Below are 18,707 nucleotides of genomic sequence, written 5' to 3' on the forward strand. Positions count from 1 at the left end.
TGAATATGAAACTTAATCGAATTAATAAAATAGTTGCGTTTCTTACAATGGCCATTGTTCTTACAGCTTGTTCAGATGAGTTGGCTGAATTGAACAAAAATCCAAATGCGTATGAAACCGTCAATGCTAAATTTCTGTTTACCAGAGCTCTTCTAACTCAGGCAAATCTGAATCCAAACGGAAACCGTTTTAATAACATGCAAATGTTGCAACAGGAAGCTACCTATAGTGAGGTAACAGCACCAGGCGATAAATATTTTGCTGAAGGATATGTCAGGAATAATTGGGCTGCATATACCGGTTGTTTGAAAGATATTAACCTGGTAATCGATGAAGCTTCGAAAGATCCGGCAGATGTCAATCTGAAAGCGGTTGCAAGAATATGGCGTGTTTATATTTACCATCAATTAACTGATTTATATGGTGATATTCCCTATTCTGAAGCTAATAAAGGCCTTAACGGATCTTATACTCCAAAATATGATATCCAATCTGATATCTATAAAAATATGGTCGTTGAATTAGATGAGTCTGCAAAATCACTCGATGGATCTAAAACAACCTATGGCAGTTCAGATTTGATCTATAGCGGAAATACAAGCAGTTGGAAACAATTTGCCTATTCCTTAATGTTAAGAATCGGAATGCGTTTATCTAAAATTGATATGGCAGAATCAACCAGGGTTGTGAAAATGGCAATTGCTGGTGGCCCGATCACTTCATCAGGTGCACTGGCAAAAATACCTTATGCTGATGGTGCGCTAACAAGAAATCCCCTTTCTGATCAGGCACGTATTCTGGATTATGTGGATGGACAAAATCCATTGAATGTTCAGGGGTCAAAAATGTCTAAAAGGTTGATCGACCATTTGAAGGGAAATTCAACAACTACAAAAGATCCCCGATTGAATGTAATGGCGATTCTATGGGTTAAACAGGCAGATAAAACCTATAAAGCTGATACAGCAACTGCCTTACAAAAAGGAATGCAAAATGCTCAGTTCAATGGTTATCCGGCTGATTTTGAAACGTATTCTGAACCAAATGTTGACGTAGTATACAGCTATTCTGCTCCATTTGTGGTTATGGGTCCTGCAGAAGTTAATTTTTTACTCGCTGAAGCAGTTGTACTGGGTATGCATACAGGTGATGCTGCAGCCTATTATGCAGAAGGTGTAAAAGCTGCGATGGCACAATGGGCCCTTTTTGGTCCGGGTGGTGTTATTTCAACTGATAAGGTCAATACTTATCTGGCATATAATCCATTCAAATCTGCCGGAACTGCAAATGAAAAGATAGAGCAGATCTCTACTCAAAAGTGGGTTTTGTTTTACCTCGATCAGATTGAAAATTTTGCAAATTGGAGACGCACCGGATACCCTGCATTAATACCTACGAACTATCCTGGAAATATTACCGGTGGCCGAATCCCAAGGAGATATATAGTTCCTGAATCAGAAGAAACGCTGAATAAGGTAAACTTCCTGGCGGCAAAAGCCAGACAGAGCGGAGATAATACTTTGTTAAGTCGCGTTTGGTGGGATAAACCATAATATTCCCTGATTAACCTTTATTAATTAGTCCAGGTTATTTTCAAAATACATAAAGTATTGAAAAAAATAACTTGGATTATTTTTTTCAAATTCACTAAGTTTAGGAATAAAAATGCTGCTATGAAACGTAGAAATCTTTTAAAATATCTTTCCGTTTTGCCTCTCTCGGGCGCGGTCATTGGTGTCGAATCTGCTTTTAAGCCATTAATGGCTGAAGAATTGGAATTTCTGCCTCAACAACAAAATACAAATCAGCCCCGGCGAATTGCTGCAATATTGACTGAGTATCGTCCTAACTCACATGCAGATGTGATAGTTGGGAAATATCTGGAAGGGTATAACCAGGATCAGATGGCCCCTTACCCGGAGTCTAAGATCGTGTCTATTTTCACTGAGCAGGTTCCTGAAAATGATATGAGCCGTCCTATGGCTAAGAAATACAATATTCCCATATTTCGGACGGTGGCAGATGCATTGACATTAGGAGGGGATAGCCTTGCTGTAGATGCGGTTCTGCTGATCGGTGAGCATGGTGTATATCCCATGAATGATAAGGAACAAAAGCAATATCCTCGCTTCGAGATGTTTCTGAAAATAACAGATGTATTCAGACAGTATAAAAAATCAGTGCCGGTATTCAATGATAAACACCTTTCTTATAGCTGGAGACAGGCGAAACGAATGGTAGAAATTTCTAAGGAACTGAAATTTCCTATGCTGGCAGGATCTACCATACCTGTTTCATGGCGAATTCCTGCAGTAGATACCCCTTTTGGGAAAGCACAAAAATATGCTGTTGGAATTTCTTTCAGCGGATTGGATATTTATGGCTTCCATTTGCTGGATGGTCTGCAGGCAATTGTTGAGAGAAGAAAAGGCGGAGAAACAGGGGTGAAGTCTGTACAATGTTTTGAAGGCACGGAATGCTGGAATTATCTGGATCAGAATGATTGGGTAAAAAGACTCTTTGATCAGGCAATTTCTCACAGTGAAACACGTGTGGCTGGAGATATGAAGGAGCTTGTTAAAAAACCGGCTGTGTTTATCGTTGATTACAATGATGGTTTGAAGGCGGCTTCATTTCTTATGACCGGTTTGGTGCAGGACTTTACCTATGCTATTGATGTTGAAGGTCAGCAAAAGCCATTTTCAACCTTAATGAAGTTGCAAGCCGGAAAGCCACATTACCATTTTGGTTGTTTGGTTAAAAATATTGAGATCATGTTTAATACCGGAAAATCTCCTTATCCTGTTGAACGTACCATGCTTAGTAGCGGTATATTGGATTTTGCATTGGAATCACGTATATTGGGTTATCAAAAGCTGGAAACTCCGGAATTGTCACGGGTACGTTACCAATGCTCTCCGGAATCATATTTTTTTACAAAGGGCTGGGATAGTAATGGAAAGCGAATAGATTAATATTGTTCTGATCAAGAGTTAAATCCTGCGTTTAATTATGTAAAAAAATAGTATCCAAAACTTAATAGTATTCTCAATTTATAATGATTTAACAAAAAAACAATAGTTCAAATGAGGAAGTTTTATATTCTGTTAGTAACAATTTTGTTGCCTTTTGTGCTTTTTGCACAGTCTAAGCCTTATAATATCATAATAAAAGGCGGACATGTTATTGATCCGAAAAACAATATTAATTCAGTGATGGATGTAGCAATTGCAGATGGGAAGATCGCTCGTATTGCTGTCAATATTGATGCGGCACAGTCTACGCATATCGTTAATGCAAAAGGTATGTATGTAACTCCTGGGCTGATCGATATTCACGGTCATGTTTTTGCAGGAACAGAGCCAGATCATATGTATAGCAATGGTTTCAATAGTATCATGCCTGATGGATTTTATCAACGAGTTGGTGTAACTACTGTGGTAGATGCTGGTGGTTCTGGCTGGAGAGATTTTCCAACATTTAAAAAGAATGTGATCGATAATTCCCAGACCCGTGTACTTGCATTTTTAAATATCGTTGGAAACGGCATGCGTGGAGGTATTATTGAGCAAAATGTAACAGATATGGATCCTGAAATTGCTGCAAAGGCTGCTTTGAGATATAAGGATCATGTGGTTGGAATTAAAGTAGCTCATTTTACAAGTCCTGATTTTACGAATGTTGATCGAGGCGTTGCTGCTGGAAAATTAGCAAATATGCCTGTAATGATCGATTTTGGTGGAACGGTTCCTCGTTTGTCTTTAAATGATCTGCTCATGAAGCGTTTACGTCCCGGTGATATTTTTACACATACTTTTGGTGAATTACTTGATACTAAAGAGGCTATAGTAGATACCGCCAGGCAGGAATTAAAGCCCTTTGTGATGGCCGCTCAGAAAAGAGGGGTAATTTTTGATGTAGGTTATGGAGGATCAAGTTTTAGATACTCACAGGCAATTCCTGCTGCCAAGGCTGGATTTCATCCCAATACCATCAGTACGGATCTTCATATAAGCAGCATGAAAGGCTCTATGAAGGATATGCTTCTTGTTATGTCAAAGTTCCTGAAAATTGGGATGAACCTTCAGGAAGTGATCAACGCAAGTACATGGGCACCTGCAAAAGCAATAAAACGTCAGGAGTTAGGTCATCTTTCTGTTGGAGCTATTGCTGATGTGGCAATTCTGAACATGAGAAAGGGCAATTTCGGGTTTTATGATATGGCCGGCTATAAAATGGAAAGCGATGAAAAACTGGAATGTGAAATGACCATTTTCGGTGGTAAAATTGTTTATGATCTGAATGGAATTGTGAATCCATTGCCAAATAATAAAAATTAAATTTTAATGTTTTTCCTCTTAATATTCAATCTATCCTGATTTAAATGAAACGCAGGGAAATTCTGAAAACCTTAACCATGCTGCCACTGGCAGGTGCTTCCGGTTCCATAGTACTATCAGCTCAGGCTGCACCGCTACCAAAACGCGATGTGTTCAGGGAGTTTGGTCTGCGTACATTTATTAATGCCTCAGGATATTTTACGACTCTGAGCGGATCACTGATGCACGATGAGGCTGTGGAAGCCATTCGCGATGCTTCAAAACATTTTTGCAGACTGGAAGAAGTACAGGATAAGGTTGGTGCACGGATCGCTGGTCTCCTGCATGCTGAATCTGCTATGGTTACCGCAGGTGCTTTTTCTGCCTTGATGTTAGGGATGGCCGGTGTTCTTAGCGGGAATGACCCTAAAAAGGTTTCGCAGATCCCTTTTCTTGATGGTACCGGCATGAAGTCGGAAGTGATCCTGCAAAAAGCACATAATGATGGTTATGCACATGCACTGAAGAACTGTGGTGTAAAACTAATTACTGTAACTACCCCCGAAGAATTGGAAAATGCCATCAGCGAAAAAACTGCGATGATGTATTTCATAAACTATCAGGCCTCATTAGGTGAGATTCAACATGCCGAATGGTTAAAAATAGCTAAGAAACACCAAATACCTACCATGATCGATATGGCTGCAGATCTTCCGCCAAAGGAAAACCTATGGAAATTCCATGATATGGGTTTTGATCTGGTATGTGTTTCAGGCGGTAAATTCATGCGCGGACCTCAAAGTACCGGGATACTTAGCGGAAGAAAAGAACTGATAGCCGCTGCCAGACTGAGTGCTCCTCCAAGAGGGAATAATATCGGTCGCGGCATGAAGGTGAACAAGGAAGAAATTTTCGGTTTATATTTCGCTTTAGAACGATTTATAAATACCGATCAGGATCAGGAATGGAAAATGCTGGAAGACAGAATAAATGTCATTTCCAGGGCAGCTACATCCGTGAAAGGGGTAAAAGCCGGAATGCTTCCCTTGCCGCTGATAAATCGTATTCCAACCTTAAATATTTCATGGGATAAAACAATAATAAAGCTGGATAATCTGGCTGCCAATTTAAGGAATGGTAATCCATCCATTGAAGTTATGGGTGGGCCGGGTGGAAGCATTAATGTAACCACACATATGCTTAAAGCCGATGAAGTTAAAATTGTGGCAGGCAGAATAAAGGATGAACTTACTAAGGCCTTAATGTAGGTTTCATCCATAAAATCAATCCTGCTTCTGAAAATTGTAAATGAATTTATTAAATATATCAAGAAATGAAACGTAGAGAAATCCTCAAAAGCCTGACCATTCTGCCTCTGGCAGGTAGTATGACTGCAGCTGCAGCCCCTTTAGAAAATATTTTATCAGCGGCAGTTCCGGCGGCTAAACGGGATCTGTTTGCTGAGTTGGGCATTCGTACATTTATCAATGCTGCCGGGAACTACACGGTCATGTCAGGTTCCCTGATGCCGCCCGATGTGATGGATGCAATCAATGCAGCATCTAAAAAATTCGCTTTGGTTGATGATGTGCAGGAAAAGGTAGGAGCAAAAATCGCTGAAATGTGCCATGCAGAAGCTGCTATGGTAACTGCAGGCTGCTGGTCGGCACTTATGCTTGGAATGGCCGGAGTGCTTACCGGTATGGACACAAAAAGAGTTAGTCAGGTTCCTAACCTTGCAGGTACCGGAATGAAAACAGAAGTGATCCTTCAAAAGAGTCACTCCATGGGATATGATCATGCACTTACACAAGCAGGTGTAAAACTGATCAAGGTTGAAACAAGAGCTGAACTTGAAGCGGCTATCAATGAAAACACTGCTATGCTTTGGTTCCTGAACAGAGAAGTACATAAAGGCCAGATAAAGCATGCAGAGTGGCTCGAACTGGGTAAAAAATATAATCTGCCGACCATGATCGACATTGCTGCTGATGTTCCGCCTGTCGAAAATCTATGGAAATTCAACGATATGGGATTTGATCTTGTTGTGATTTCAGGTGGTAAGGCCATGCGCGGTCCTCAGAGTTCTGGAATTCTGATGGGTAAGAAAAAGTATGTTGCAGCAGCTTTATTAAGTAATAATCCAAGAGGTGGAATTGGCCGTGGTCAGAAAGTGAATAAAGAGGAAGTTCTGGGAATGTATGCAGCCTTGCATCGTTTTATCAATCTGGACCATCAGAAGGAATGGCAGATGTGGGAGACGAAGATCGCCCTTATTGCAAATGCTATCAAGTCAATCGATGGAGTTAAAACAGAAACATTTATTCCGCCAACTGATAATAACATGCCAACCTTAAAAGTGACTTGGGATCCAAATAAAATAAAGCTGTCTAATACCGAAATGGGTGATCGTTTACGTCAGGGTAATCCTTCTGTGGAAGTTATTTCCTGGGAAGCGCCAAACTCGCTTCGTTGTGGCATGCATGTTCTGGAAGCAGGAGAAGAGAAAATCGTCGCTGCCCGCTTAAAAGAAGAGTTAATAAAAGCCTCCGTTAAATCATAAAATCTAAAATTTATAAAATGCAAAATCGTTTTTTCCTGGCATTCGCCTTTTTTATTGCCGCTCAGTTTTCAGTTAATGCGCAGACCTATACAACCATCTTAAAAGGTGGACATTTAATTGATCCTAAAAATAATATTGATCGTGTTATGGATGTTGCTATCCAGGATGGCAAGATTGCTGCAATCGCCCAGAATATTGATCCGAAACTTGGCGCACAAGTTATTGATGTTAGCGGGAAATACGTGACCCCGGGTTTAATCGATATCCACGGCCACGTTTTTGCCGGAACTGACCATGATGGTCAGCTTGAAAATGGGTTTTCCTCACTTCCTGCAGATGGATTTACATTCCGTGTGGGTGTAACCACTATCGTAGATGCAGGTGATGCCGGTGCAGAAACCTTTGATCTGTTCAAGAAAAATGTAATTGATAAAGTTCAAACCCGTGTTCTGGCCTTTTTGAATATCTCAAAAAAGGGCATGTATGGCAGTGAGTTTTCAAGTGAGCAGCAAAACAATAGTTTCTTTGATGCGGAGCTTGCGGCAAATGTGGCCAAGCATTACAGCGATCATATAGTGGGTATCAAAGTGGCTCACTATCATAAATCAGACTGGGTAGCGGTAGACAGAGCCGTCGAAGCAGGCAAATTGGCCGGAAAGCCAATTATGGTTGATTTTGGAGGTACTACTCCCCGTTTATCACTTGAAGAATTGTTCCTGAGAAAAATGCGTCCGGGTGATATTTTTACTCATACTTACGGACAGTTAATTAAAACCAAAGAGACTATCGTAGATCTGGAAACTAATAAACTGTATCCATATGTTCTGGAGGCAAGAAAAAGAGGGATCATTTTTGATGTTGGTCACGGAGGTGGAAGTTTTACCTTCTCTCAGGCTTTGCCTGCAACAAAACAAGGATTCTATCCTGAAACGATCAGTACAGATCTTCACACAGGAAGTATGAATTCAGCTATGAAAGATCAGTTGAACGTAATGTCAAAATTTATGTCAATGGATATGTCTTTGGCAAATGTTGTTAAAGCAAGCACCTGGTCTGCTGCAAAAGCTATTAAACACGAAGAGCTAGGCCATCTTTCTGTTGGTGCGATAGCAGATGTTGCGGTACTTAATCTACGTGAAGGTAAATTTGGATTCTATGATGTGGCACGATACAAGAATGAGGGTAAAAACCTGCTTGAATGTGAAATGACCATTAAAGATGGAAAAGTTGTTTATGATCTTAATGCAAGATCTTTTCCAGTAGCAAAATAGTCTCATTAACAAAAGGTTTTAATTAATTATACATACTTATCGTTTACAACAACATGAAAAGGTCACTTAGTTTTTTTCTTTTTTTATTTACGCTGATCGTCATCAAAACAGGTACCGGCCACGCTCAAACTGTCACTGCAAAGGATCCTGAAACAAGGATTCGCGAGATGGGCTTGAAGCTGAGAACTCCCGGTCCGCCATCGGCCAATTTCCTTGGTGCAGTTAGAGTTGGTAATCTGGTTTATCTATCAGGTCAGGGACCGCTTAAAGAAGATGGTAAGTTTATGATTGGTAAGGTAGGCAAGGAATTTACATTTGAGGAAGCTAAGTATGCAGCACGGTTAACAGGCATCAGTTTACTGGAAGCACTGAAAGCGGAGGTTGGGAATTTGAATAATGTAAAACGTATCGTTAAGGTTTTGGGCATGGTGAATGCTGTTCCTGAATTCGATAACCACTCTCAGGTGATCAACGGATTTTCTGACCTGATGGTTGAGGTATTTGGCGAGAACGGTAAACATGCCCGTTCGGCTATTGGATTAGGCTCACTCCCGCGGAATATTCCGGTGGAGATCGAGATGATCGTTGAAATGAAAGATTGATTTTTTATTATTTAAAATTTTAAATATGAAACGTAGAGACGTCATTAAATTTTTATCTGCTGCACCTTTGGCAGGCGGAATGATAGGTACAGGTTTAACCGCTCAAACAGTATCAGCTGGTGAAACAGAAGCTGCAATAGCAGGTCGTGACCTTTTCAAAGAACTTGGACTCAAAACATTTATTAATGCATCATGCGTTTGTACATCCTTGACGGCTTCTTTAATGCCACCTGAAGTAACTCAGGCTATAGTAAAAGGAGCCGATGAATTTGTATTGCTGAATGATGTTTTGGACAAAGTCGGTGAAAAGATAGCTGAGCTTTGCCATGCAGAGGCTGCAACTGTAACAGCAGGTTGCTGGTCAGCTCTGGTACAGGGACTTGCAGGTGTTATGACCGGAATGGATCGCAAAAAGGTGATGCAGCTTCCAAATGTCGATGGTATGAAATCTGAGGTTATTCTTCAAAAGACCCATGCTAATGGTTACCATCAGGCACTGACCAATACAGGTGCTAAATTGGTTATCGTTGAAACTTTGGAGGAAGCTGAAGCAGCAATTAATGAAAAAACTGCGATGCTTTGGTTCCTGAACAGGGAGCTTTCGGCCGGCAAACTGAATTATGAACAATGGCTTTCATTGGGTAAAAAACATAAAGTTCCAACGATGATCGACATTGCTTCTGATGCTCATCCGGTAGAAAATCTATGGAAGTTCAATGACATGGGATTTGATCTGGTAGCAATTTCAGGTGGCAAAGCTATGCGTGGACCGCAGAGTGCCGGAATTCTTATGGGAAAAAAAGATCTGATCGCTGCAGCCCGTTTGAGTGCACCTCCTAACAGTGGAATTTGCCGCGGCCATAAAGTAAATAAAGAAGAGATTCTGGCTATGTATGTTGCTCTTGAAAGACATATAAAAATGGATCATGAGAAGGAATGGAAGACCTGGGAAGATGCAATGGGTGTAATTGTGAACACCGTCAACAATATTAAGGGAATAAGTCAGCAGGTTTTTATTCCTGAAATTGCAAATCATACACCAACATTGCACCTTTCATGGGATAATAACAAGATAAAAATGACCGGAAGGCAGCTTAAGGAGCGTTTGTGGAATGGAAATCCTGGTATTGAGGTGATGGGTGGGGGCACCATGGGTACAAAAAGGGATGGAATAGAATTGTCTGTCTGGCAGTTGAAACCCGGCCAGGAAAAAATTGTTGCCCGGAGATTAAAAGAGGAGTTATTGAAGGCATCCGTTTAATTCTTCATTTTTTTAACAGTTTGTTTATCCGATTTAATTTAATTCAATGAAGGGGACTGTCTTCTTTAAGCTCTTAACGGGCATATCTATACTTAGTTTGTTCATTGCCTTATACATGGCATATAATGGCAATATTGCCGCCGCCGGACCTTTTGTAATTGGTTTTCTGCTTTTACTCGCTATCAGTTTCAGAGGATTTCCATTGTTAAGGGGCTTAACATTCACTACAACGATACTTTCTGTTGTGGCAACTGCACTGTATTATCCGCAGTATTTCAAGGAATATAATGGATTCGAATTTGCAGCATTAATTACCCCACTGATACAAGTGATCATGTTTGGAATGGGCTGCTCGATGGGTGTCAAGGATTTTATTGCACTGGCAAAATCCCCTAAATCAGTAATTGTAGGTGTGTTCAGCCAATATACCATTATGCCATTGCTGGGTTTTGCCCTGGCCAGTTTTACTAATTTCCCATCGGAAATCTCTGCGGGGATCATTTTGCTGGGTTGTGCTCCGACATCCGTTACAGCAAGTGTTATGTGTTATCTGGCTAAAGCAAATGTGGTATTAGCCATTACAATAACTTCGATCACGACTCTCCTCGCTCCATTTTTAATTCCATTTCTTATGAAGCTTCTTGCAGGTGGATTCATAGAAATAAACGTCATGGAAATGATGTGGGGGATTATAAAAATGGTATTTATTCCGATAGGAGCAGGGCTCCTCTTTAATAAATTCTTAAGCGGTAAGGCCAAATGGCTCGATGATTCAATGCCTTTGGTATCTATGATCGGTGTTGCATTTATTGTGGCCATCATCATGGCTGCGGGTAGAGATAGTATTCTGAACATAGGTCTGGAACTAATAATCGTGGTGTTACTGATGATATTGTTTGGATTTTTCTTTGGTTACTGGACTGCACGTCTTTTCAAATTATCAGAAAGCGATTGCCGGACAATTGCCATTACAACAGGTACTCAGAATGCAGGTCTCGTTTCAGGAATAGCTAAAGTGATGGGTAAAATTGCTACTGTAGGACTTGCAACAGCTATTTGCGGACCAATTATGGGATTTACCTCATCCATACTTGCTTCTTATTGGAATAGTAACCTTCCCAAAAGTGAATTAAAGGAAGAATCAATTGAGGAGGAAGTCAGCGCCCTGGGTGTTTAATAATTAAATCAGAAACAAGATCATGTCTTTTAGAGTAGCCCTCCTGGGAATATATCACGAATCGAACACATTTGTCACTACACCAACCGTACTGGATGATTTCAGGAATGGTCAATACCTTAAGGGTGAAGCGATTAGAAAAGAATATCAGCAAGCCCATAATGAGATAGGCGGGATGTTGGAAGTGTTGGACAAGGAAGGCATAGAAGCAATTCCACTGCTTTTTGCATCAGCAACTCCGGGAGGAACGATAACTGCTGAAACTTATAATTTCATTTTAAATGAGATGCTTGCAGAACTTGATAAAGTATTGCCTGTAGATGCATGTTTAGTGATCCCTCATGGTGCTGGTGTTTCGGAAGAATATCCGGATATGGATGGTCATTGGTTAAGTAAGGTTAGGGAGAAAGTGGGGGATGGTATCCCGGTTATTGGAACCCTTGATCTTCACGCCAATGTAAGCGAACTGATGGTTGCATCAACCAATGCGCTTGTTGCCTATAAGCAAAATCCACATGTCGATATGAGGCAGCGGGGTGCGGAATCTGCAAACCTGCTGGTAGATCTTTTAAATGGAAAAACCAAACCAGTTCAGGCTCTGGTTCAGGTACCATTGGCAATCAGCATTGAGCAACAGTTTACGGCAAATGAACCATGTTTAAGTTTATATGCGTATGCTAACGAACTGGCTGCAGAACCCGGTATTTTAGCCCTGAGCATACAGCATGGTTTCCCTTATGCAGATGTCTATGAAATGGGAACATCCATCATTGTAGTGGCGGATGGTGACTATGACAAGGCTCTGGCTACAGCAAAAAAACTTGAAGCCTATATATTGGAGCACAAGAATAGCTTTGTAGGTAAGAAAAATGATATTCCATCTTCCCTTAAGTTAATTGATGAGAGTGAAAAACCAGTATTATTGCTAGATATGGGAGATAATGTTGGAGGTGGTGGCCCGGCTAATAACTCTTGTATCCTGGAGGCATTTGAAGAAAGTAAAAAGTATAAATTCTTTGTTTGTATCTATGACCCTCAGGCTGTAATTAATGCATCATCACACCATCCGGGTGATCAGTTTGAACTTTCAGTTATAGGAACCGGTAAGGATGGACTGAAAACCTTGAAATTAAATGTGAAACTACTGAGAATTACCGATGGTACTTTTCAGGAAAGTAATCCTCGTCATGGTGGGCAGATAAATTTCAGGATGGGTAAAACTGTGGTTGTTTCCACTGAAGAAGGTGGGGTTATAATGCTCACTTCGCTCAGAGTAATGCCATTCAGTTTACAGCAATTAATTTCACAGGGAGTGGTTCCTTCAGAGTTTGATGCCATTGTTGCTAAAGGGGTAAATGCACCAATTGCAGCTTATGCTCCTGTTTGCCCGACCATCATCCAGGTAAATACTCCGGGTGTGACTCAGGCTGATATGACACTGTTTACCTATCATCATAGACGTAAACCACTTTTTCCTTTTGAGAATGTTTAAGATTTAAAACTTTTATAAAAATGCCGGGATCAGGCCAGCATTATTTACCGGCAGAAAACAGCTGATATTAAATCAAAATTTATGTTCAATAAAATCAATTTTCAACCATTTCAAATCTTGATGGCAACTGCCGGTATAGTTTTGATTACACTATTTCTCAATCTGACTGTTTCAGCACAGGCTGCAAAGGATAATCTTCGTCCCGCGGCGCTTGGAAAAAATGGGATGATAGCCACAGCCAATCCGCTTGCAACCTTAGCAGGTCAGAAGATCCTGGTAAAGGGTGGAAATGCAATTGATGCGATTGTTGCTGCTGCAGCCTCACTGAATGCTGCAGAACCTTATATGTCGGGTACTGCGGGTGTTGGATATATGCTCTTCTATTCTGCCAAAGAGAACAGGGTTAGGTCGCTTGTTTTTGGGGGATGGGTGCCTGAAACTTTCCGGATTACTAAATTTAAATCAGATGTTAAAGTTGCAGACGGTGCAGGTCATGGTCAAATGGAAAGTATCGGCCCAAGGATAGCATCTGTGCCCGGAAATCTTGCCGGGTGGGCAAAGGCTCTGAAAGATTATGGAACAATGCCTCTTTCGGAGGTTTTTGAAAGTGCTATCGATTATCTGGAAAACGGAGTTCCTGTAACCGAATTTGATCAGGCAATGTGGGCTGGCACGGTGGCTCGTGTTTCACCTCATGCAGAATCCAGGAAGATCTTTCTAAAAAATGATAAGGATCCTTATGTGATCGGTGATTATTTCTCAAATAAACCACTGGCAAAAACCATGAGGCGAATTGCTTCTGAAGGTATCGACGTTTTCTACAAAGGTGAAATTGCAAAGGAAATGGCAGCTGCATTTGCCCGTGATGGTGGATTCATTACCGAAAAAGACCTTGCCTCAGTGCCGGATAAAGTGCAGTGGGTCGACCCAATCTCAATTAAATACCGCGATTACACAGTGTATAATAATCCTCCTCCGGGAATGGGAATTCAGCAATTGCAAACCCTGAAGATCATGGAGGGTTTTGACCTTAAAAAAATGGGCCATAACAGTGTTGATTATCTTGCTCATTTACTCGAAGCAGTTAACCTTAGCAGGATTGATACTGATAAATATATCGGAGATCCAAAATTCGTTAATGTACCTGTTGATATGCTTTTATCAGATGCTTACATCGCCAAACAACGAGAAAGAGTCATAGCAAAAGTGAAGGAAAGAAAAGCCGGTATTAAAGAAGAAACATCCATGAATATTCTTCCTGTAGCAATAGACGATCCGAATGCTTCAAAGTATAAATATGCAACCACCAGTCTTTCGGCTGTTGACCGATGGGGAAATGCCGTTGTTATTATTCAAACTCATGGTGGCGGTTTTGGTTCCGGATATGTGGCAGGAAATACAGGAGTGGTATTTAACAGTGCTCTTGATTGGATGACCCTTGAACCGGGGAAAGCCAATACGGTAGCACCCGGAAAGGCTGTTGGTTGGTGTATTGGTGGAATGCTACAGTTTCATAAGGATGGTAAACCTCAACTTATTGTGGGTTCTCCCGGAAGCTTTGGGATACTCCAGTCGGTTCCTCAAGTTGCCTTGAATGCAATTGATTTTGGGATGAACATTCAGGATGCGATCAGTGCACCCCGATTCAGGTGGAAGGACGAATTAGGCCTGGTACCTGCAAAGGAAATAATTATGGAAACCAGAGTTCAGCCTACTGTAATTAAAACATTAAGAGCCATGGGATATGTAATTGATACCAGTCTGGGGGATTGGTCCATGACAGTTGGAGGTGCACAAGGAATCACAATTGATCATAAAACAGGATGGATCATGGGTGGCGCCGACCTGAGAAGAAATGGTTATGCAGTCGGATGGTAATTCTATTATAACCCAAAGTTAATTAATTTAATAAATAATTAAAATATTTTCAATGAAGTCAAAAAATAATAATCCACGCAGAGATTTTATCAAAAAATCTGTATTTGCCGCAGCCGGAATGAGTATTATTCCAGGTTTTGTACTTGGAAAAGATGGAAATATCACTTCCATTACAGAACAGTTATCAAGAGCTCTGGCTGGTCAGGATGGGATTAAAAAAGTGGCATTCATTACTCATATATACAGAAACAGTGCCCACGCAGATGTAATCGGCACCAAATTGTTTCTCGGCATTCCAACAGACGATGGAATGGTTGCTCCTCAGATTAAAATAGTTTCGGTTTACATCGAACAGGTTGGCGCTAATGATACAGGTATTAAAATAGCGGCAATGAACGATACTCCTGTTTATCCCACGCTTGAAGAGGCTTTAACTCTTGGAGGTGATAAGCTGGCTGTGGATGCGGTGATCTATGTTGGTGAGCATGGTGAATATCCTTATAACAGACTTGGTATGAAATTATATCCACGAATGAATTATCTCGAAAGGATATTCAGAGTGTTTGATGCTTCGAACAAGTCAGTTCCGGTTTTTACAGACAAAGCCCTTTCTTACAGCTGGCTGGATAGTAAATGGATCTATGATCGCGCGAAAGAATTGAACGTTTCATTAATGGCCGGATCTTCTTTGCCTTATTGCTGGCGTGATAAACCTCTGGAACATCCTATCGGTGTGAAGATCAGGGAAGCAGTGGCCATTGGGTATGCATCTCTGGATGCTTATGGTTTCCATGTTACAGAGATCCTTCAATGTATGGTTGAAAGGAGAGCAGGTGGGGAAACGGGTGTTGAAAGTGTTGAAGGATTAAAGGGCAATGACGTTTGGGCAGCTATTGATTCAGGAAGAATATCTCAAAAACTGGTGGATGCAGCCTGCGATACCATCCAGGGTAAAGCAACTGGAAATATGAGAGAAATTGTAAAAATGCCCTATGCGGTGATCGTAAAATATAAAGATGGTACAAAGGGTTCTATTGTTATGCTTGATCAATACGTGAATCAGGGATGGGCCTATGCAGCAAACACTGGTAAAAACATTTTGGCCACCGAGTTTGTTCTTGATCATAGCATGAGTTATTCTCACTTCAGTTATTTGTCATTAAATATTCAGAAGTTTATAGTGAGCGGCAAGCCTACAGCACCCATTGAACGGAATTTGCTGACCAGTGGAATCATAGATATGGGAATTCGTTCTCTGGCTGAAGGAAAAGTCAGGGAGACTCCATTTTTAGATATTAAATATTCAGCAATCGGCTTTGAGCCGATCAGGCCAACTGCTCCGAGGCCAACCGGGCAAAGTATTGGTCCATGGCCTCCAAAGGGATATGAGTTTATTATTCCTGATGCTTTTAAGAACAAAAAATAGGAAAAATCATAGTGATCAGAAGTTTTTTTTAATTATCTTATAAATAATACGTGTTTAATTTGGAAAATCAGTAAAAAGTCAAGAATATGCACTATAATTTACTCGATACCCATTAATAAGCAAATACAATAAAAAATGAAAAACTATTCAAAAATTTTATCTGAGACTAAATTGCGTACGAAACTACTCGCAATTTTGGGATTAGCATTTCTGGTAACCATAAGTTTTATTAATTCAGGTGGTACAGGTGGCCTGCCTCAGGGTGATAATGATAATGGCGGTCTGGCTTTACCCGGTGATTTTGAGGCTGTAGTTGTTGCTGATTCTCTTGGCCGTGCCAGACATCTTGCTATTAACAAGAATGGTGATATTTATGTTAAATTAAGGGTGCCTGATGCTCAAAAAAGAGGTAGTGTTGCTTTGCGCGATAATAATAATGACGGTAAAGCAGATATTATTGAGTATTTCGGAAATTATCCGGATACAGGAAATTATGGTACTGCTATGCGTATCCACAAGGGATATCTTTATTTCAGTACAGCAGGAGAGGTTTTAAGAACTAAACTGACTCCTGGGAAATTGGTACCTGAAGGTAAAACAGAAACAATAGTTGTTGATAACTACAAAAGAGGAAAATATTCACATATCGCTAAACCGATCGCTTTTGATAATAAAGGAAACTTATATGTTCCTTTTGGTTCCCCTAGTGATGTGTGTCAGGTTGCCGACAGACAGCCGGGTTCTCCGGGTCAAACACCATGTCCTGAATTAAAGGAGCATGCAGGTGTTTGGAAGTTCAGCGAAAGCAAATTAAACCAGAAGCAAAGTGATGGTACAATGTATGCTACAGGTATCCGTAGTATTGTTGGAATGTCATGGAATAATTTAGACAACTCATTATATGCTATGCAGCATGGACGTGATGATTTTTCGAGAACATGGTCAAATCTTTACACTCCATGGCATAGTGCTTTATTGCCTTCTGAAGAATTCCTGAAAGTACCTGAAGGATCTGATGCAGGATGGCCGTACTACTATTATGACTTTATGCAGGGAAAGAAATTGCTTAATCCTGAGTATGGTGGTGATGGTAAAAAAGAAGGTGATGCAGCAAAATATAATATGCCACTTATTGGTTTCCCGGGCCATTTTGCTCCAAATGATTTATTATTCTACACAGGAAATCAGTTTCCTGAACGTTATAAAAATGGTGCATTCGTTGCATTTCATGGTTCAACAATTCGTGCCCCATATCCACAGGGTGGTTATTGTGTTGCCTTTGTTCCATTCAAAGATGGAAAATTTTCAAGCGAGTGGGAATTATTTGCCGATGGGTTTGGTGGTGTAGATACCATTGTGAATACTTCTGATGCTAAATATCGTCCAATGGGTCTTGCTCAGGGTCCGGATGGTTCTCTTTACATGAACGACAGTGAAAAAGGAAAGATCTGGAGAGTAATGTTCAAAGGTGACAAAAAAAGTTTCGGTACCAAGCAGTTGGCAGGAATGGCAGCACGCAAGCTAACTTCTCCAAACGTAAAGTCTCCTGATATTGAAAAGGATAACCTTATGAAAGGTCAATTAGCTGCAGGTTCTAAATTGTACAATACTTATTGTGCTTCTTGCCATCAGCAGAATGGAAAAGGTGACGGAACACGTTTCCCACCTGTTGCTGAATCTGAATGGGTGAATGGTGATAAGAGAAAATTAATTGAAGTAGTATTGAACGGTCTTTCTGGTCCGATTACAGTTAAAGGTATAGGTTATAATGAAGCAATGCCTCCTCATGGGTATCTTCAGGATTCCGAAATTGCTCAGATCCTGACTTATGTACGATCAAGCTTCGGAAATAATTCCAGCTTCATTAGTCCGAATGAAGTATCCAGATACCGTGCAAAAAGATAATACTTTAATAAAACATGAAATTTATCACCTATATCTTATTTATATCTCTGCCTTTCTTAATGAAAGGCGGAGATATTCTTTCTTCTAAGAAGAGTAATTTAGTTTCAGCTAGTAATTCCGTTGTTAAACCTGCGGATAAGGAGTATCTGGTTTCCAAATTAAAGAAGCCAATGAAAATTGACGGGAACTGGAATAAGGCAGAATGGAAGAAGATTGAAACGATAAAAATCGAAAATTATATGGGTACAGTTTCACCGTTTAAGCCAACGGTGGAAGCTAAAATGATCTACGATACGGATAATGTTTATGTGATCTTTCGTGTCAAAGATAAGTTTGTAAAAAGCACTGTGACAGAATACAATGGAAATGTATCAGGCGATTCCTGTGTTGAATTCTTCTTTGCTCCTGATACAGATTCGCCATTAAAATATTTTAACCTTGAAATAAATGCAGGTGGTACACCTCTTATTTTTTATGTTTCAAAACCATGGACTGAGTTTGTAAAACTCGAGGCTCCTGAAATAAAGCAGATCGAAATTGCTCACTCTCTGCCTTCTGTTGTTGATCCGGAAATTGCTGAGCCAGTAACCTGGACTATCGAGTACAGGATTCCACTATCGATGTTAAAAAAGTTTTCAAATGTTACCAATCCTGCACCAGGTGTTATCTGGAAGGCAAATTTCTATAAGACAGGCAGCAGAACATCTAATCCAAATTACCTTACCTGGAATTTTGTAGATAATCCAAAACCAAACTTTCATCTTCCCCAGTTTTTTGGAGTTTTAAAGTTTCAATAGTCAGAAAGAATTTTTA

14 protein-coding genes are annotated in these 18,707 nt (G+C 40.4%); all 14 read left to right on the plus strand.

The window, feature by feature from the left end; genetic code table 11:
• Positions 1 to 5 precede the first annotated feature (5 nt).
• Positions 6 to 1,553 carry a SusD/RagB family nutrient-binding outer membrane lipoprotein gene (locus BLR27_RS10545; RefSeq protein WP_090704636.1) on the plus strand — a complete coding sequence of 516 codons (1,548 nt, stop codon included), beginning with the start codon at positions 6 to 8 and terminating at the stop codon, positions 1,551 to 1,553.
• 120 nt (positions 1,554 to 1,673) lie between these two features.
• Positions 1,674 to 2,975, plus strand: coding sequence for a hypothetical protein (locus tag BLR27_RS10550; protein ID WP_143007730.1), 1,302 nt, complete (start codon positions 1,674 to 1,676; stop codon positions 2,973 to 2,975).
• A 111-nt stretch (positions 2,976 to 3,086) separates the two neighbouring features.
• Entirely contained in the window at positions 3,087 to 4,340 is a 1,254-nt protein-coding gene (locus tag BLR27_RS10555) for an amidohydrolase/deacetylase family metallohydrolase (protein WP_090704641.1), read from the plus strand.
• A 44-nt stretch (positions 4,341 to 4,384) separates the two neighbouring features.
• Positions 4,385 to 5,587: an aminotransferase class V-fold PLP-dependent enzyme gene (locus BLR27_RS10560; protein ID WP_090704644.1), complete on the plus strand. Its 1,203-nt coding sequence runs from the start codon at positions 4,385 to 4,387 to the stop codon at positions 5,585 to 5,587.
• Between the two features lie 65 nt (positions 5,588 to 5,652).
• Positions 5,653 to 6,882 (plus strand): aminotransferase class V-fold PLP-dependent enzyme, encoded by a 1,230-nt coding sequence (locus tag BLR27_RS10565; RefSeq protein WP_090704646.1) that lies wholly within the window; start codon positions 5,653 to 5,655, stop codon positions 6,880 to 6,882.
• A 17-nt stretch (positions 6,883 to 6,899) separates the two neighbouring features.
• Positions 6,900 to 8,153, plus strand: a complete 1,254-nt coding sequence (locus tag BLR27_RS10570; protein ID WP_090704648.1) for an amidohydrolase/deacetylase family metallohydrolase — start codon at positions 6,900 to 6,902, stop codon at positions 8,151 to 8,153.
• A 53-nt stretch (positions 8,154 to 8,206) separates the two neighbouring features.
• Positions 8,207 to 8,755 (plus strand): RidA family protein, encoded by a 549-nt coding sequence (locus BLR27_RS10575; protein WP_090704651.1) that lies wholly within the window; start codon positions 8,207 to 8,209, stop codon positions 8,753 to 8,755.
• A gap of 25 nt (positions 8,756 to 8,780) precedes the next feature.
• Complete coding sequence (locus tag BLR27_RS10580) at positions 8,781 to 10,016, plus strand: selenocysteine synthase (protein WP_090704653.1); 1,236 nt, start codon at positions 8,781 to 8,783, stop codon at positions 10,014 to 10,016.
• 46 nt (positions 10,017 to 10,062) lie between these two features.
• Complete coding sequence (locus tag BLR27_RS10585) at positions 10,063 to 11,193, plus strand: bile acid:sodium symporter family protein (protein WP_090704655.1); 1,131 nt, start codon at positions 10,063 to 10,065, stop codon at positions 11,191 to 11,193.
• 22 nt (positions 11,194 to 11,215) lie between these two features.
• Entirely contained in the window at positions 11,216 to 12,685 is a 1,470-nt protein-coding gene (locus tag BLR27_RS10590) for a M81 family metallopeptidase (protein WP_090704657.1), read from the plus strand.
• Between the two features lie 81 nt (positions 12,686 to 12,766).
• Positions 12,767 to 14,563: a gamma-glutamyltransferase gene (ggt, locus tag BLR27_RS10595; protein ID WP_221406323.1), complete on the plus strand. Its 1,797-nt coding sequence runs from the start codon at positions 12,767 to 12,769 to the stop codon at positions 14,561 to 14,563.
• Positions 14,564 to 14,615: 52 nt separating this feature from the next.
• Positions 14,616 to 15,989, plus strand: coding sequence for a hypothetical protein (locus tag BLR27_RS10600; RefSeq protein ID WP_090704659.1), 1,374 nt, complete (start codon positions 14,616 to 14,618; stop codon positions 15,987 to 15,989).
• A 135-nt stretch (positions 15,990 to 16,124) separates the two neighbouring features.
• The gene (locus BLR27_RS10605) at positions 16,125 to 17,894 is read left to right on the plus strand and encodes a c-type cytochrome (protein ID WP_090704661.1); all 1,770 of its coding nucleotides are present in this window, start codon (positions 16,125 to 16,127) and stop codon (positions 17,892 to 17,894) included.
• Between the two features lie 14 nt (positions 17,895 to 17,908).
• Positions 17,909 to 18,691, plus strand: coding sequence for a carbohydrate-binding family 9-like protein (locus BLR27_RS10610; RefSeq protein ID WP_090704663.1), 783 nt, complete (start codon positions 17,909 to 17,911; stop codon positions 18,689 to 18,691).
• Positions 18,692 to 18,707 lie beyond the last annotated feature (16 nt).

Source organism: Daejeonella rubra, from assembly GCF_900103545.1.
Classification (GTDB): Bacteria; Bacteroidota; Bacteroidia; order Sphingobacteriales; family Sphingobacteriaceae; genus Daejeonella; species Daejeonella rubra.

Bases quoted from the DNA above. Each gene is read 5' to 3' on its own strand.
- BLR27_RS10545 (WP_090704636.1), top strand. From the start codon at position 6: ATGAAACTTAATCGAATTAATAAAATAGTTGCGTTTCTTACAATGGCC.
- BLR27_RS10550 (WP_143007730.1), top strand. From the start codon at position 1,674: ATGAAACGTAGAAATCTTTTAAAATATCTTTCCGTTTTGCCTCTCTCG.
- BLR27_RS10555 (WP_090704641.1), top strand. From the start codon at position 3,087: ATGAGGAAGTTTTATATTCTGTTAGTAACAATTTTGTTGCCTTTTGTG.
- BLR27_RS10560 (WP_090704644.1), top strand. From the start codon at position 4,385: ATGAAACGCAGGGAAATTCTGAAAACCTTAACCATGCTGCCACTGGCA.
- BLR27_RS10565 (WP_090704646.1), top strand. From the start codon at position 5,653: ATGAAACGTAGAGAAATCCTCAAAAGCCTGACCATTCTGCCTCTGGCA.
- BLR27_RS10570 (WP_090704648.1), top strand. From the start codon at position 6,900: ATGCAAAATCGTTTTTTCCTGGCATTCGCCTTTTTTATTGCCGCTCAG.
- BLR27_RS10575 (WP_090704651.1), top strand. From the start codon at position 8,207: ATGAAAAGGTCACTTAGTTTTTTTCTTTTTTTATTTACGCTGATCGTC.
- BLR27_RS10580 (WP_090704653.1), top strand. From the start codon at position 8,781: ATGAAACGTAGAGACGTCATTAAATTTTTATCTGCTGCACCTTTGGCA.
- BLR27_RS10585 (WP_090704655.1), top strand. From the start codon at position 10,063: ATGAAGGGGACTGTCTTCTTTAAGCTCTTAACGGGCATATCTATACTT.
- BLR27_RS10590 (WP_090704657.1), top strand. From the start codon at position 11,216: ATGTCTTTTAGAGTAGCCCTCCTGGGAATATATCACGAATCGAACACA.
- ggt (WP_221406323.1), top strand. From the start codon at position 12,767: ATGTTCAATAAAATCAATTTTCAACCATTTCAAATCTTGATGGCAACT.
- BLR27_RS10600 (WP_090704659.1), top strand. From the start codon at position 14,616: ATGAAGTCAAAAAATAATAATCCACGCAGAGATTTTATCAAAAAATCT.
- BLR27_RS10605 (WP_090704661.1), top strand. From the start codon at position 16,125: ATGAAAAACTATTCAAAAATTTTATCTGAGACTAAATTGCGTACGAAA.
- BLR27_RS10610 (WP_090704663.1), top strand. From the start codon at position 17,909: ATGAAATTTATCACCTATATCTTATTTATATCTCTGCCTTTCTTAATG.